This is a genomic window from Streptomyces sp. NPDC002680, from assembly GCF_042889145.1.
Lineage (GTDB): Bacteria > Actinomycetota > Actinomycetes > Streptomycetales > Streptomycetaceae > Streptomyces > Streptomyces adonidis.
Map to the genome: position 1 here is coordinate 234,061 of NZ_JBIAQP010000005.1, position 13,810 is coordinate 247,870.

Annotated in this window: 11 protein-coding genes; 6 read left to right on the forward strand and 5 right to left on the reverse strand. The window is 70.3% G+C overall.

The features are described from left to right. The first annotated feature begins 35 nt into the window (after positions 1–35). The 4 genes from ACFYXF_RS15800 (at position 36) to ACFYXF_RS15815 (ending at position 4,906) form a co-directional block, all read left to right on the forward strand. Positions 36–1,361, forward strand: coding sequence for a DUF2252 domain-containing protein (locus ACFYXF_RS15800; protein ID WP_389350127.1), 1,326 nt, complete (start codon positions 36–38; stop codon positions 1,359–1,361). 115 nt (positions 1,362–1,476) lie between these two features. After that, positions 1,477–2,157, forward strand: coding sequence for a hypothetical protein (locus ACFYXF_RS15805; RefSeq protein ID WP_389350128.1), 681 nt, complete (start codon positions 1,477–1,479; stop codon positions 2,155–2,157). 89 nt (positions 2,158–2,246) lie between these two features. Further along, the gene (locus tag ACFYXF_RS15810) at positions 2,247–3,095 is read left to right on the forward strand and encodes a thioredoxin domain-containing protein (RefSeq protein ID WP_389350129.1); all 849 of its coding nucleotides are present in this window, start codon (positions 2,247–2,249) and stop codon (positions 3,093–3,095) included. 137 nt (positions 3,096–3,232) lie between these two features. Then, complete coding sequence (locus tag ACFYXF_RS15815; RefSeq protein WP_389350130.1) at positions 3,233–4,906, forward strand: alkaline phosphatase D family protein; 1,674 nt, start codon at positions 3,233–3,235, stop codon at positions 4,904–4,906. 29 nt (positions 4,907–4,935) lie between these two features. Here ACFYXF_RS15815 and ACFYXF_RS15820 read toward each other — a convergent pair whose 3' ends face one another. Next, the gene (locus ACFYXF_RS15820; protein ID WP_389350131.1) at positions 4,936–5,505 is read right to left on the reverse strand and encodes a dienelactone hydrolase family protein; all 570 of its coding nucleotides are present in this window, start codon (positions 5,503–5,505) and stop codon (positions 4,936–4,938) included. A 118-nt stretch (positions 5,506–5,623) separates the two neighbouring features. On the opposite strand from ACFYXF_RS15820, the gene ACFYXF_RS15825 reads away from it, so the two are divergent. Then, the gene (locus tag ACFYXF_RS15825; protein WP_389350132.1) at positions 5,624–6,739 is read left to right on the forward strand and encodes a mechanosensitive ion channel family protein; all 1,116 of its coding nucleotides are present in this window, start codon (positions 5,624–5,626) and stop codon (positions 6,737–6,739) included. A gap of 31 nt (positions 6,740–6,770) precedes the next feature. On the opposite strand, the gene ACFYXF_RS15830 is transcribed toward ACFYXF_RS15825, so the two are convergent. The 4 genes from ACFYXF_RS15830 to ACFYXF_RS15845 all read right to left on the reverse strand — a co-directional run bounded on the left by ACFYXF_RS15830 (position 6,771) and on the right by ACFYXF_RS15845 (position 9,996). Beyond that, entirely contained in the window at positions 6,771–7,244 is a 474-nt protein-coding gene (locus ACFYXF_RS15830; protein ID WP_389350133.1) for a GNAT family N-acetyltransferase, read from the reverse strand. After that, positions 7,241–8,185 carry an RluA family pseudouridine synthase gene (locus ACFYXF_RS15835; protein WP_389350134.1) on the reverse strand — a complete coding sequence of 315 codons (945 nt, stop codon included), beginning with the start codon at positions 8,183–8,185 and terminating at the stop codon, positions 7,241–7,243. The genes ACFYXF_RS15830 and ACFYXF_RS15835 overlap by 4 nt, the downstream gene beginning before the upstream one ends. An 84-nt stretch (positions 8,186–8,269) precedes the next feature. Further along, positions 8,270–8,872: a signal peptidase II gene (gene lspA, locus ACFYXF_RS15840; RefSeq protein WP_389350135.1), complete on the reverse strand. Its 603-nt coding sequence runs from the start codon at positions 8,870–8,872 to the stop codon at positions 8,270–8,272. 101 nt (positions 8,873–8,973) lie between these two features. Then, positions 8,974–9,996 (reverse strand): TraR/DksA C4-type zinc finger protein, encoded by a 1,023-nt coding sequence (locus tag ACFYXF_RS15845; protein ID WP_389350136.1) that lies wholly within the window; start codon positions 9,994–9,996, stop codon positions 8,974–8,976. 581 nt (positions 9,997–10,577) lie between these two features. On the opposite strand from ACFYXF_RS15845, the gene ileS reads away from it, so the two are divergent. Continuing rightward, the gene (ileS, locus tag ACFYXF_RS15850) at positions 10,578–13,727 is read left to right on the forward strand and encodes an isoleucine--tRNA ligase (protein WP_389350137.1); all 3,150 of its coding nucleotides are present in this window, start codon (positions 10,578–10,580) and stop codon (positions 13,725–13,727) included. The last annotated feature ends 83 nt before the right edge of the window (positions 13,728–13,810 follow it).

The window sequence follows — 13,810 nt, forward strand, 5'->3', positions numbered from 1 at the left end:
CGTCATGCACCACCTGCACCAGGAGGCACCCAGCGATGTCGGTTCCGCAGCTCAGCGCCGAGCACCGCGGCGAGGAGATCCTCACCGTCTTCGACACCGCGTTCGGCCAGCTCCTGGCCGCCGACCCGGCCGCGTTCCGCGTGAAGTTCCGCAAGATGGCGGCCTCGGCGTTCGCGTTCTACCGGGGCACGGCGTGCCTCTTCTACCACGACCTCGACGAGGAGAAGCGGGGCGGTCCGTATCTGGACGACCGCACCGCGCGCGTGTGGATCCACGGCGACCTGCACGCCGAGAACTTCGGCACGTACATGGACTCCCAGGGCCGGCTGATCTTCAACGTCAACGACTTCGACGAGGCGTACGTCGGCCCCTTCACCTGGGACCTCAAGCGCCTCGCCGCCTCCCTGGCCCTCATCGGGTACGCGAAGGCGCTCTCCGACGAGCAGATCAGCGAAGTCGTGCGGACGTACGCGGGCGCGTACCGCGAGCGGATCCACGCCCTGGCGACCGGCGCGAAGAGCGACGAGGTGCCGCCGTTCACCCTGGACACCGCCGAGGGGCCGCTGCTCGACGCGCTGCGCGACGCCCGTTCGCTGACCCGCTTCGGGCTCCTCGACTCCATGACGGAGATCCGTGACTTCGAGCGCCGCTTCGCACCGGGCGGCGGCTCCATCGAGCTGGACGCGGCCACGCGCTACAAGGTGCTGGCCGCCTTCGACGGCTACCTGGAGACCCTGCCGGAGTCGTCCCTGACCCGCCCGGACTCGTACCGGGTGAAGGACGTCGTCGGCCGGCGCGGCATCGGCATCGGTTCGGCCGGGCTGCCCTCGTACAACATCCTTCTGGAGGGTGCCACGGACGCCCTGGAGAACGATGTGGTGATCTACATCAAGCAGGCCCAGACCCCGGCGGTCTCCCGGCACATCACCGACCCGGCGATCAGCGGCTACTTCCAGCACGAGGGCCACCGCACGGTGATCTCGCAGCGCGCCCTCCAGGACCACGCCGACCCGTGGCTGGGCTGGACCGAGCTGGACGGCCGCGGTCAGCTGGTCGCCGAGGTGTCGCCGTACGCCGTGGATCTGGACTGGGGCGACATCGACGACCCGGAGGAGATCGCGGCCGTGGTCGCCGACCTGGGCCGGGCGACGGCCACGATGCACGCGGCGGCGGACGACCAGTCCGGCGAGTCCCTGGTGCCGTTCTCCACGGAGCGGGCCATCGACGCGGCGATCGCGGCCGACGAGGCGGGCTTCGCGGACATCCTGGTGGACTTCGCCCACGAGTACGGCACACGCGCGCGTGCCGATCACCAGATCTTCGTGGACCTGTTCCGCAACGGCCGGATCCCGGGCCTGTAGACACGCCTACAGACACCTCCCGGAGGCCCCTTCCGGACCCCCTGTGGACCGTGCCCGCGCTCACAGGGACCTTTTAGGGGCCTCTTACGGGAGTCCATGACACACTTCCTCCGCTATGGACATATCCGGGACCCAGCTCAGAGCCGTACGCGCGGCGCTGTTCACGGCACTCGTCGTGACGCTCAGCAGCGCGTCGCACGTGCTGCTGTCCCGCGTCCCGCTGCCGATGGGGACGGTGGCCGTGATCGCCGCCGCCGTCTTCGTCGTCGCGTACGCGCTGGCCGGCCGTGAGCGCGGCTTCGGCCGCATCGCGGCCCTGCTGATCCCGCTGGAGCTGGCCGCCGACACGGTCTTCACCACCGGTCAGACGGTGTGTTACGGCCGGGCGGGCGGCCCGGTCACCGGCCCGCTGCGCTCCGTCGGCTTCGACGTGCTGTGCGCCGGCGACAACGTCGGCACCCCGCTGGCACGGGTGGCCGACACCGACCGGGTCGGGGCGCTGCTCGCCCACGCCGACCCGTCGACCGCCTGGCTGCTGCTGGCCGCGCACATCGGCGTGGGACTGCTGGCCGCCGCCTGGCTGCGCCGGGGCGAACGAGCCCTGGGCCGGCTGCTGGAGGCGCTCACCGCCGCCGGCTTCCGCCCGCTGCTGCTGGCCGCCGCAGTGATCGTCCGGTCCGCCCCGGCGGTACGCCGCCTGCCGCGACCGGCGCAGCGCGTCGCGACTCCCCGCGCGCGTCTGCTCACGCACTCCCTGGGACGACGAGGACCGCCGAGTCCGCTCGCCTTCGCCTGAGCGACGGCACCGAGCACCGGCAAGTCCCCTCGTCCATATCCGCGTACGACGCCCATGACGCGTACGCGTTCCCCAGGGAGATCATCAGCATGAGCAAGCGGAACAGCCAGGACGCCAAGAACGCGGCCCGTGAGCGGCTGCGCCAGGAGCGCGAGCGCCAGGCCAAGCGCGACAAGGTCAGGCGGCAGCTCATCGTGGCCGGCGCCGTCGTCGGCGTCCTCGCGATAGCCGGCGGCATCGGCTACGCGGTCGTCCAGGGCAACAAGCCCGGCTACTGGGACGAGGCGAAGGACGCGAAGGTCGTCGCGCCGGCCAACACCACGGGCACGAACGGCACGACGGTGGTCCTCGGCAAGAGCACCGCCAAGAAGACCCTCAAGCTGTACGAGGACCCGCGCTGCCCGATCTGCGCCCAGTTCGAGCAGACGGTCGGCTCGACCCTCAAGGCGGACTTCGACGCGGGCAAGTTCAAGATCCAGTACATCGGCGGCACGTTCCTCGACGGTGACACCGACAGCAACGGAAAGATCGAGATCGGCTCCCGCGGCGAGGGCTCCAAGAACGCGATGAGCGCCATGGGCGCCGCGCTGAACGTGAGCCCGGAGGCGTTCCTGGAGTACAAGACGGCGCTCTACTCGGCGAAGTACCACCCCGACGAGAGCGACGACAAGTTCAAGAGCGACGACTACCTGATCAAGGTGGCGAACACGGTCAGCGCGCTCAAGAACAACACGAAGTTCCAGACCGCCGTCAAGAACGGCACGTACGACGCCTGGGCGCTGGCGATGTCCGAGACGTTCAACACCAACAAGGACGGCGTCAACGGCACCCCGAGCCTGGTGATGGACGGCAAGAAGCTCACGGCCCCGAACAGCGAGAACGCGCCCATGACGGTCGCCGACTTCAACACGGCGATCGAGGCGGCGCTGAAGGCCTGAACAGCGGGTTCCGGTCCGGTCGGAGCGTCTGCCGTACGCTCCGCCGCCCGGCCCCAGTGGACGATCAGCCGAAGAGCGGGCGAACTTTAGTGATTTCGCCCGCTCTACTGGCCTACTGATCAGTAATCTCAGCGCCCGTGACGAGTCGAAGCAGTTCCTCCGAGTCCACGGGCGCCCGGGTCAACTCCCTCGCCCCGCGCCGCCGTACGGTCGTCAAGGCCGCGGCGGCCACCGCAGTACTGGCCGGTCCGCTGGCCGCCGCGCTGCCCGCCAGTGCCGCCGCCGAGACCCCCGCCTTCCTGCACGGGGTCGCCTCCGGCGATCCGCTGCCCGACGGTGTCCTGCTGTGGACGCGGGTGACGCCCACCGCCGAGGCGACACCCGGCTCCGGGCTCGGCCCGGACACCGAGGTGAGCTGGACCGTCGCCCTCGACAAGGCGTTCACGAACGTCGTCTCCAAGGGCTCGACCACCGCGACGGCCGCCTCCGACCACACGGTCAAGGCGGACATCCGTGGCCTCGCTCCCGCCACGGACTACTGGTTCCGCTTCTCGGCCGGCGGCACGGACTCCCCTGCCGCCCGCACCCGCACCGCGCCCGCCGCCGACGCCGCCGTGTCCAACCTCCGCTTCGGCGTGGTCTCCTGCGCCAACTGGGAGGCCGGCTACTTCTCCTCGTACCGCCATCTCGCGGCCCGCGGCGACCTGGACGCCTGGCTGCACCTCGGCGACTACATCTACGAGTACGGCACAGGCGAGTACGGCACCCGCGACACCGTCGTACGCCCGCACGCCCCCACACACGAGATCCTCACGCTGGCCGACTACCGCGTACGGCACGGGCGTTACAAGACGGACAGCGACCTGCAAGCCCTGCACGCGGCAGCTCCCGTCGTCGCGATCTGGGACGACCACGAGTTCGCCAACGACGCCTGGTCGGGCGGCGCCGAGAACCACACCGAGGGCACGGAGGGCGCCTGGGCGACCCGGCAGTCCGTCGCGAAACAGGCGTACTTCGAGTGGATGCCGGTCCGCCCGGCGATCGCGGGCACCACCTACCGCCGCCTCCGCTTCGGCAAGCTCGCCGACCTCTCCCTCCTCGACCTGCGCTCCTTCCGCTCGCAGCAGGTGGCCGTGGGCAACGGCTCGGTCGACGACCCGGAGCGTACGATCACCGGCCGGGCCCAGCTGGACTGGCTGAAGTCGGGACTGAAGGCATCGGACACCACCTGGCGGCTGGTCGGGAACTCGGTGATGATCTCGCCGTTCGCCATCGGCTCCCTCACCGCCGACCTCCTCAAGCCGCTCGCCGAACTGCTCGGCCTGCCCAAGGAGGGCCTCGCCCTCAACACCGACCAGTGGGACGGCTACACGGACGACCGCCGTGAACTCCTCGCCCACCTGCGCTCCAACGCGATCCGCAACACCGTCTTCCTGACCGGCGACATCCACATGGCCTGGGCCAACGACGTGCCCGTGGACGCCGGCACCTACCCGCTGTCCCCGTCGGCCGCCACGGAGTTCGTCGTCACGTCGGTCACCTCCGACAACCTCGACGACCTCCTCAAGGTCCCCGAGGGCACCGTCACCGCGCTCGCCGCGCCGATCATCCGCGCGGCCAACCGGCACGTCCACTGGGTCGACACCGACCGCCACGGCTACGGCGTCCTGGACATCACCGCCGCCCGCGCGCAGATGGACTACTACGTACTCTCCGACCGCACGAAGACGAACGCGACGTCGACCTGGTGGCGTTCGTACCGCACGCCCAGCGGCACGCAGAAGATGGAACGGACGTACGACCCGGTGTAGCCCTGTAGCGGAACAGCCCTACAGGCTCCCTACAGGCTGTCGAGGAAGCCGAGCGCCACCCGCCAGGTGGCCTCGGCCGCCTCCTCGTCGTAGTCCGGGAGGTCGGGGTCGGTGTAGAGGTGACCGGCCCCGGCGTACCGGTAGATCTCCACGTCGGCGCCCGCCTTGCCCATCTGGAGATACCAGGAGCCCAGCCAGTCGTCGGGCTCGAAGGCGTCCGGCTCGGCCACGTGCAGCTGGACCGGCAGCTCGTCCACCGACGCGGTCTCGGCGATGTCCGACGTGCCGTGCAGCAGCAACAGCCCTCGGGCCTTCTCGTCGCCGAGCGCGAGTGTCTGCGCTGTCGCGGCGCCGAAGGAGAAGCCGGCGTACACCAGACCCCGCCCCGAGTAGGGCGCGGCGGCGAGGATCGCCCGCTTGAGCAGCTCGTCCTTGCCTATGGCGTCCTTGCAGGCCCTGCCGTCCTCGACGGTCTCGAAGGTCTGCCCGTCGAAGAGGTCGGGGGTCCACACCTCGTGTCCTGCCGCCCTCAGCCGGTCGGCGGCGGCGGACACGGCGGGACGGAGCCCATAGGTCGAGTGAAAGAGCATGACGTTCATGAGGACATCGTGCCAGCCACCACTGACAACAGCCCCCAGCAGCCGAGCCTCGCAGTGTGCGTGAGGACACCCGAGGTCACATGTTCACGACCCCCGTTCTCCGGTTACGTTCTCCGGCATGGAGAACGTACTGCGCCCGCTGATCGTCCTCGGTGGCTCGGTCGTGCTCACGCTGCTCATCGGCTGGGTCACGGACCGCTTGCTGCGGAAGGCGGACGAACGGCAGACCGAGACACCCCTGTGGGGACTGCTGCGGCAGGCCCGCGTGCCCTACCAGCTCGTCCTGTGCGCGGCACTGCTCCGGGGGTCGTACAACCAGGCCGACCTGCTCCAGGAGCACCATGAAGCCGTCGGCCAGGCCCTGACGCTGGTGCTGATCGGCGCGACGGCCTGGCTGATCGTGCGCATCGCGGTGGCGATCGTGGACACCTCGTACTCGCGGTACGCCCGCGCCCACCGCGACCCGGCCCGGGTCCGCCGGGTCCGCACCCAGGTGTCGCTGATCCAGCGGGTGGTCGCGGCGATCGTGGGCGTCGTGGCGGTGGCGGCGATGCTGCTGACGTTCCCGGCGATGCGCGCGGCCGGCGCCTCGCTGCTGGCGTCGGCCGGCATCCTGGGCATCGTCGCCGGTGTGGCGGCCCAGTCGACGCTGGCCAACATGTTCGCGGGGTTCCAGATCGCCTTCGGCGACATGGTCCGCCTGGGCGACACGGTCGTGGTGGACGGCGAGTGGGGCACGGTCGACGAGATCACGCTGACGTTCCTGAGCGTGCGCACCTGGGACGAGCGCCGCATCACGATGCCGGTGTCCTACTTCACGTCGAAGCCCTTCGAGAACTGGTCGCGGGGCGGCGCCCAGATGACCGGGATCGTCTACTGGCAGCTCGACCACACCGCGCCCATGGAGGCGATGCGCGAGAAGCTCCGCGACCTGCTGCGCGAGTGCCCGGCCTGGGACGGCCGCGCCTGCGACCTGTGTGTCACGGACGCCACTCCGAGCACCATGGAGGTACGCGCGCTGGTGACCGCGAAGGACGCGGACGACGTCTGGAAGGTCCGGGTCCACGTCCGCGAGGGCATGATCCGCTGGCTGACCGAACACCACCCGTACGCCCTCCCCCGGGTCAACACGGCGGACGCGTCCCTGCCCCCGGGCACGGAGGCCGCACGCCGGTCCCAGGACGGAGCACCTCGAAGGGCGCACGAGCCACCACGTACGGCCGGCCGAGGCTGAACCACGGGCGGGTACCTGGGGGCGGGAAGACTCAGAGAGAGCGGCGCATCGCCAGATGCGCGATACCGGCCTCGAAGAACTCGTCCCCGTACCCCGCGTACCCGAGCCGCTCGTAGAACCCCGACGCCGAGGTCTGCGCATGCAGATCCACAGCGCCGAGCCCCAGCTCCTCAGCCGCCCGCTCGATCCCCCGCACCAGCGCGACCCCGACGCCCAGCCCGCGCGCGTCCTTCCGCACCGCGAGCCGCCCGAGCGACCCCACGGACAGATCGCCCCCGGTCCGCCCGGCCGCGGCCTCCCCGTACAGCAACCGCCCCGTACCGAGTGCCACCCCGTCCTCCCGGACGGCCAGCACATGCAGCGCACCGGCGTCGAACTCGTCGTACTCCAGGTCCTCCGGCACGCCCTGCTCCGCGACGAAGACCTCCTTGCGCACCGCGAAGCAGGCCTCGCGGTCGGCGGGATCCTCGACGACACGCACGATGTACGCCGCCGGCAGGCTCATGCGTACGTCTCCTCGCGGACCCGCTCCAGGGCGTTCGCCAGGTCGTCCGGGTAGGTGCTCTCGAATTCGGCCCATGTCCCGTCCCCGGGGTGCTCGAACCCGAGGCGGACGGCGTGCAGCCACTGGCGGGTCAGGCCGAGCCGCTTGGCGAGTGTCGGGTCCGCCCCGTACGTCAGGTCGCCGACGCAGGGGTGCCGGTGGGCGGCCATGTGGACGCGGATCTGGTGGGTGCGGCCGGTCTCCAGTTTCACGTCGAGCAAGGAGGCCGCGCGGAACGCCTCGATGAGGTCGTAGTGCGTGACGGACGGCTTGCCCTCGGCCGTGACCGCCCACTTGTAGTCGTGGTTCGGGTGCCGGCCGATGGGCGCGTCGATCGTGCCGCTCATCGGATCGGGGTGGCCCTGGACCAGCGTGTGGTAGCGCTTGTCGACCGTGCGCTCCTTGAACTGGCGCTTGAGCGATGTGTACGCGCGCTCCGACTTGGCCACCACCATCAGGCCCGAGGTGCCGACGTCGAGCCGGTGCACGATGCCCTGGCGCTCGGCGGCACCGGAGGTGGAGATGCGGTAGCCGGCGGCGGCGAGACCGCCGATGACGGTCGTCCCGGTCCAGCCGGGCGACGGGTGCGCGGCCACGCCCACGGGCTTGACGATCACGACGATGTCGTCGTCGTCGTGCACGATCTCCATGCCCTCGACCGGCTCGGCCACGACCTGCACGGGCGCGGGCGCCTGCGGCATCTCGACCTCCAGCCAGGCCCCGCCGTGCACCCGCTCGGACTTCCCGACCACCGATCCGTCGACCATGACCTTCCCCGCGGCGGCCAGCTCGGCCGCCTTCGTACGGGAGAAGCCGAACATGCGGGAGATGGCGGCGTCGACGCGCTCGCCCTCCAGGCCGTCGGGCACGGGCAGGTTGCGGATCTCGGGAACGGTGCTCACCCGTCGAGTATGCCGGACCGGCCCGGCACCCCCTGACCGAGCCTGTGGATAAACCCCGGCCCAGTACTACAGTCCTACGACTCTTCAGTCCTTGTGGACGGTGCCGTCCGGGTCGAGCCCCTTGAAGGACAGCAGGACGATCAGGATGCCGCCGCAGACGATCGCCGAGTCGGCCAGGTTGAAGACCGCGAAGTGCTTGGGCGCGATGAAGTCGACGACCGCACCCTCGAAGACGCCCGGCGAGCGGAAGATCCGGTCGGTCAGATTGCCCAGCGCGCCGCCGAGCAGCAGCCCGAGAGCGATCGCCCAGGGCAGGCTGTAGAGCTTGCGGGCCAGTCGGGCGATCACGACGATCACGGACGCCGCGATGACCGTGAAGATCACGGTGAAGGCCTCACCCATGCCGAAGGCGGCGCCCGCGTTGCGGATCGCCTCGAACTTCAGCCAGTCCCCGATGATCTCGATCGGCGCGTGGTGCTCCAGCTTGGCGACCACGATCATCTTGCTGACGAGGTCCAGCGCGTACGCCAGCGCGGCGACCGTGAACAGCACGAGGATCCGGCGCTTGCCCCGGGGCCGCTCGTCCGGGCTCGGCGTCCCGGCGTCGTCGGAACCGGGGTGCTCCGGCTCGGCCCCCGCCGCGTCTGGGATGTCCGGCGTACCGATGATGCGCTCCGCCTCTGCCACGTGAGTCCCTCAACCTAGGTTCCTGACTGAGGACGAGGGTACGACACGCCTCCAGGGCCACAGGAGAGCACTGGGCGTTCCACGACAGGTCGGCAGCACGGTCAGTAGCGCCGCTCCTGCTTCTGCTTGCACTCGACGCACAGCGTCGCGCGCGGGAAGGCCTGCATACGCGCTTTGCCGATCGGGTTGCCGCAGTTCTCGCACAGGCCGTAGGTGCCCGCGTCCAGCCGCTCCAGGGCCCGCTCGTCCTGGACGAGCATCTCGCGCGCGTTGGCCGCCAGGGCCATCTCCCCCTCCCGCGTGATGTTCTTCGTACCGGTGTCCGCCTGGTCGTCGCCCGCGCCGTCCCCCGAGTCCCGCATGAGACCCACGAGCGACTGCTCGGACCTGGTGATCTCGGCGCGCAGCCGCAGCACCTCGGACTGCAGCTCGGTGCGTGCCTCCGCCACCTCCTCCGGGGTCCATGGGTCCTCACCGGGGCGTACGGCGAGTTCGCCGGGCTCCGCCGCCGCGGCGAGCCGTGCCTTGGGTACCGCGCTGGGCTTCTTCGCCGCCGTGGCCGTGCCAGGAGTCTTCTTCGCAACCACCGTCGTGGCTCCCGTCGTCTTCGCGGCCTCGGCCGCGCCCGCCTTGTTGGCCGTGCTCTTCGTGGAGGTACGTGTGCCCGCGGCGCTTCCGGAGGCGGCGGTCTTCTTCCCGACGGCCTTCTTGGCGACGGCCTTCTTGGCCGCCTTCTTCGCCACCGCCTTGGTGGCAACCGCCTTCGTACCCGCCGTTTCCGTGGCAGCCGTCTCCTTGACCGCTGTCTTCTTGGCGGCCGCTTCCGAGGCCACCGTTTTCTTGGCGGCCGTCTTCTGGACCGCCGCCTTCTTCGCGGTGCTCTTCTTCACCGCGCTCTTCTTCGGAGCGGCCTCCTTGGGGACGGCTTCCTTGCCCCTGACCCGCTGCACCCCCGCGGCACCCGCCGCACCCTCGGCCGAGCCCCTCGCGGAACCCTCCGCCGCCCCTCCCCGGACGCTCTTCTTGACGTCCGCCCCCTTGCCCCTGCCGGAGGCTTCCGCGGTCGCGGATCCGGTGGATCTGCTGGACGCCGACTGCTGTACGGCGGTCTTTTTCGCCACCATGGCCGCGGCCCCTTCACATATTGTGATCTTGCTCGCGAATCGTGCTGGGACGATAAATCGACTTGAGTCCCGCGGCAACGGGGCACGCCGCCCGATTCGCCCGCCCCGCCGGTCCCGCGGGGCAAGCCTGCAAGCGTTGTGCCCAGCTCCCCGCCGGGTAATCCGCCGAGCCGGGCGTCCCGGAATGCGGACACCCGACCCTCGCCATTCGGGTGGCTCGGAAAACCGGTCGGCCGCTGTCCGTGGGTCGCCGTACACTGGGCGGAGCGAGAAGCGTGGATGGGGACGAGTAGCGACGTACGCAGCCCAGAGCGACCCGGGGACGGTGGAAGCCCGGGGGCGAGCGCGACGCGAAGATCACCCCGGAGCCGCCGGAAGAAAGCCGCAGCGAGGCGAGCAGGACAGCCAAGGCCAGTAGACCCGGTATCGCGACCCCAATGAGGGGGCTCATCGGTGCACACGCAGGCACCGGAGAGCCAAGGAGGGTGGTACCGCGGGAGTACGCCGTACACGGCGTCCGGAGAATTCCGGCTCTCGTCCCTCCGACGGAAGGCAGAAAGTCCGCCGGAGGAAGCTCGCTGATGACAACGCCGACGTACCGCCAGGTGCCCGCCCAGGTCGACCTGCCCGCCCTTGAGCACGCCGTGCTCGACTTCTGGCGCGAGCAGAAGATCTTCGCCAAGAGCCTTGAGCAGTCCGAGGGCCGCCCCGAATGGGTGTTCTACGAGGGCCCGCCCACCGCGAACGGCATGCCCGGTGCCCACCACATCGAGGCCCGCGTCTTCAAGGACGTGTTCCCGCGCTTCCGCACCATGCGCGGCTACCACGTGGCCCGCAAGGCCGGCTGGGACTGCCACGGCCTCCCGGTGGAGCTGGCGGTCGAGAAGGAGCTGGGCTTCTCCGGCAAGCAGGACATCGAGGCGTACGGCATCGCCGAGTTCAACGCCAAGTGCCGCGAGTCGGTGACCCGCCACACGGACGCCTTCGAGGCGCTCACGACCCGCATGGGGTACTGGGCCGACCTCCAGGACCCCTACCGCACGATGGACCCCGAGTACATCGAGTCGGTGTGGTGGTCCCTGAAGGAGATCTTCAACAAGGGCCTGCTCACCCAGGACCACCGCGTCGCCCCCTGGTGCCCGCGCTGCGGCACGGGCCTGTCGGACCACGAGCTGGCGCAGGGCTACGAGACGGTCGTCGACCCCTCCGTGTACGTCCGTTTCCCGCTCACCTCCGGTCCGCTGGCCGGCGAGGCCGCCCTCGTCGTCTGGACGACGACGCCCTGGACGCTGGTCTCCAACACGGCGGTCGCCGCGCACCCCGACGTCACCTACGTGGTGGCGACGAACGGCGACGAGAAGCTGGTCGTCGCCGAGCCGCTGCTCACCAAGGCGCTCGGCGAGGAGTGGCAGCCCACCGGCCGGACCTTCACCGGCGCCGAGATGGAGCGCTGGTCCTATCAACGACCGTTCGAGCTGGTCGAGTTCCCGAAGGACGAGACCGCCCACTACGTGGTGAACGCGGAGTACGTGACGACCGAGGACGGTACGGGTCTGGTCCACCAGTCCCCCGCTTTCGGTGAGGAAGACCTCAAGGTCTGCCGCGCGTACGGCCTGCCGGTCGTGAACCCGGTCCGCCCGGACGGCACCTTCGAGGCGGACGTCCCCCTCGTGGGCGGTGTCTTCTTCAAGAAGGCGGACGAAAAGCTCACCGAGGACCTCCACGCGCGCGGGCTGCTCTTCAAGCACATCCCGTACGAGCACAGCTACCCGCACTGCTGGCGCTGCCACACCGCGCTCCTCTACTACGCGCAGCCGTCCTGGTACATCCGCACCACCGCCGTCAAGGACCGTCTCCTCCAGGAGAACGAGAAGACCAACTGGTACCCGGACACGGTCAAGCACGGCCGGTACGGCGACTGGCTGAACAACAACATCGACTGGGCGCTCTCCCGCAACCGCTACTGGGGCACCCCGCTCCCGATCTGGCGCTGCGAGGAGGACCACCTCACGGTCGTCGGCTCCCGCGCGGAGCTGACCGGGCTCACGGGCACCGACCAGTCGGCCCTGGACCCGCACCGTCCGTTCATCGACGAGGTCACCTTCGCGTGCCCCCAGGACGGCTGCGGCACGACGGCGACCCGCGTCCCGGAGGTCATCGACGCCTGGTACGACTCGGGTTCGATGCCGTTCGCGCAGTGGGGCTACCCGTACAAGAACAAGGAGCTGTTCGAGTCCCGCTACCCGGCGCAGTTCATCAGCGAGGCCATCGACCAGACCCGCGGCTGGTTCTACACGCTGATGGCGGTCGGCACCCTGGTCTTCGACAAGTCGTCCTACGAGAACGTGGTGTGCCTCGGCCACATCCTCGCCGAGGACGGCCGCAAGATGTCCAAGCACCTGGGCAACACCCTGGACCCGATCCCGCTGATGGACCGGCACGGCGCCGACGCCGTCCGCTGGTTCATGGCGGCCGGCGGCTCCCCCTGGGCGGCCCGCCGCGTCGGCCACGGCACCATCCAGGAGGTCGTCCGCAAGACGCTCCTCACCTACTGGAACACGGTCGCCTTCCAGGCCCTGTACGCGCGTACGTCCAACTGGGCGCCCAGCGCGGCCGATCCGGCCCCCGCCGACCGCCCGGTCCTCGACCGCTGGCTCCTGTCCGAACTCCACGCCCTCACCGACCAGGTGACGCAGTCCCTGGAGTCGTACGACACCCAGCGCGCCGGCAAGCTCCTGTCGGCCTTCGTCGACGACCTGTCCAACTGGTACGTACGCCGGTCCCGGCGCCGCTTCTGGCAGGGCGACAAGGCCGCGCTGCGCACCCTGCACGAGGTCGTCGAGACGGTCACGAAGCTGATGGCCCCGCTGACCCCGTTCATCACCGAGCGGGTCTGGCAGGACCTGGTGGTGCCGGTGACCCCGGGCGCCCCCGAATCCGTACACCTGACCTCCTGGCCCGAGGCGGACCTGTCCGCGATCGACCCGGAGCTGTCGAAGCAGATGGTGCTCGTACGGCGGCTGGTGGAGCTGGGCCGGGCCACGCGCGCGGAGTCGGGCGTGAAGACGCGCCAGCCGCTGTCCCGCGCGCTGGTCGCGGCGACCGGTTTCGACACCCTGGACCGCGAACTGCACGCGCAGATCACGGAGGAGCTGAACGTCAGCTCCCTGGCGTCCCTCTCCGAGGTGGGCGGCAGCCTGGTCGACACGACCGCCAAGGCCAACTTCCGCGCCCTGGGCAAGCGGTTCGGCAAGCGCGTCCAGGACGTGGCGAAGGCGGTCGCGAACGCGGACGCGGCGGCGCTGTCCCTGGCCCTGCGCGAGGGCACGGCGTCGGTGGAGGTGGACGGCGAGACGGTGACGCTGGCCCCCGACGAGGTCATCATCACGGAGACCCCGCGCGAGGGCTGGTCGGTGGCGTCCGACTCGGGCGCGACGGTCGCCCTCGACCTGGAGATCACGGAGGAGCTGCGCCAGGCGGGCCTCGCCCGTGACGCGATCCGCCTGATCCAGGAGGCCCGCAAGAACAGCGGCCTCGACGTGGCCGACCGCATCGCCCTCCGCTGGACGTCCACGGACCCGGCGGTGACGGCGGCCCTGACGGAACACTCGCCCCTGATCGCCGACGAGGTCCTGGCAACGGACTTCGCAGGAGGCGAGGCGGACGACACGTACGGCGCCCCCTTCACCGACGAGGGCCTGTCCCTGACGTTCCGCCTGCGCAAGGCGTAACAGCACGTACGAGGGCCCGGTGCAGCGCCCCTTCAGGGGCGCGGGGAACTGCGCGACCAGCCCCCACCGGGCCCGCAGCCAAA

What these genes read in the sequence shown, in the direction of transcription:
- ACFYXF_RS15825 (WP_389350132.1), top strand. Translation starts at nt 5,624, where the DNA reads ATGGAGAACGTACTGCGCCCGCTGATCGTCCTCGGTGGCTCGGTCGTG.
- ACFYXF_RS15830 (WP_389350133.1), bottom strand. Translation starts at nt 7,244, where the DNA reads ATGAGCCTGCCGGCGGCGTACATCGTGCGTGTCGTCGAGGATCCCGCC.
- ACFYXF_RS15820 (WP_389350131.1), bottom strand. Translation starts at nt 5,505, where the DNA reads ATGAACGTCATGCTCTTTCACTCGACCTATGGGCTCCGTCCCGCCGTG.
- ACFYXF_RS15805 (WP_389350128.1), top strand. Translation starts at nt 1,477, where the DNA reads ATGGACATATCCGGGACCCAGCTCAGAGCCGTACGCGCGGCGCTGTTC.
- ACFYXF_RS15810 (WP_389350129.1), top strand. Translation starts at nt 2,247, where the DNA reads ATGAGCAAGCGGAACAGCCAGGACGCCAAGAACGCGGCCCGTGAGCGG.
- ACFYXF_RS15845 (WP_389350136.1), bottom strand. Translation starts at nt 9,996, where the DNA reads ATGGTGGCGAAAAAGACCGCCGTACAGCAGTCGGCGTCCAGCAGATCC.
- ileS (WP_389350137.1), top strand. Translation starts at nt 10,578, where the DNA reads ATGACAACGCCGACGTACCGCCAGGTGCCCGCCCAGGTCGACCTGCCC.
- ACFYXF_RS15800 (WP_389350127.1), top strand. Translation starts at nt 36, where the DNA reads ATGTCGGTTCCGCAGCTCAGCGCCGAGCACCGCGGCGAGGAGATCCTC.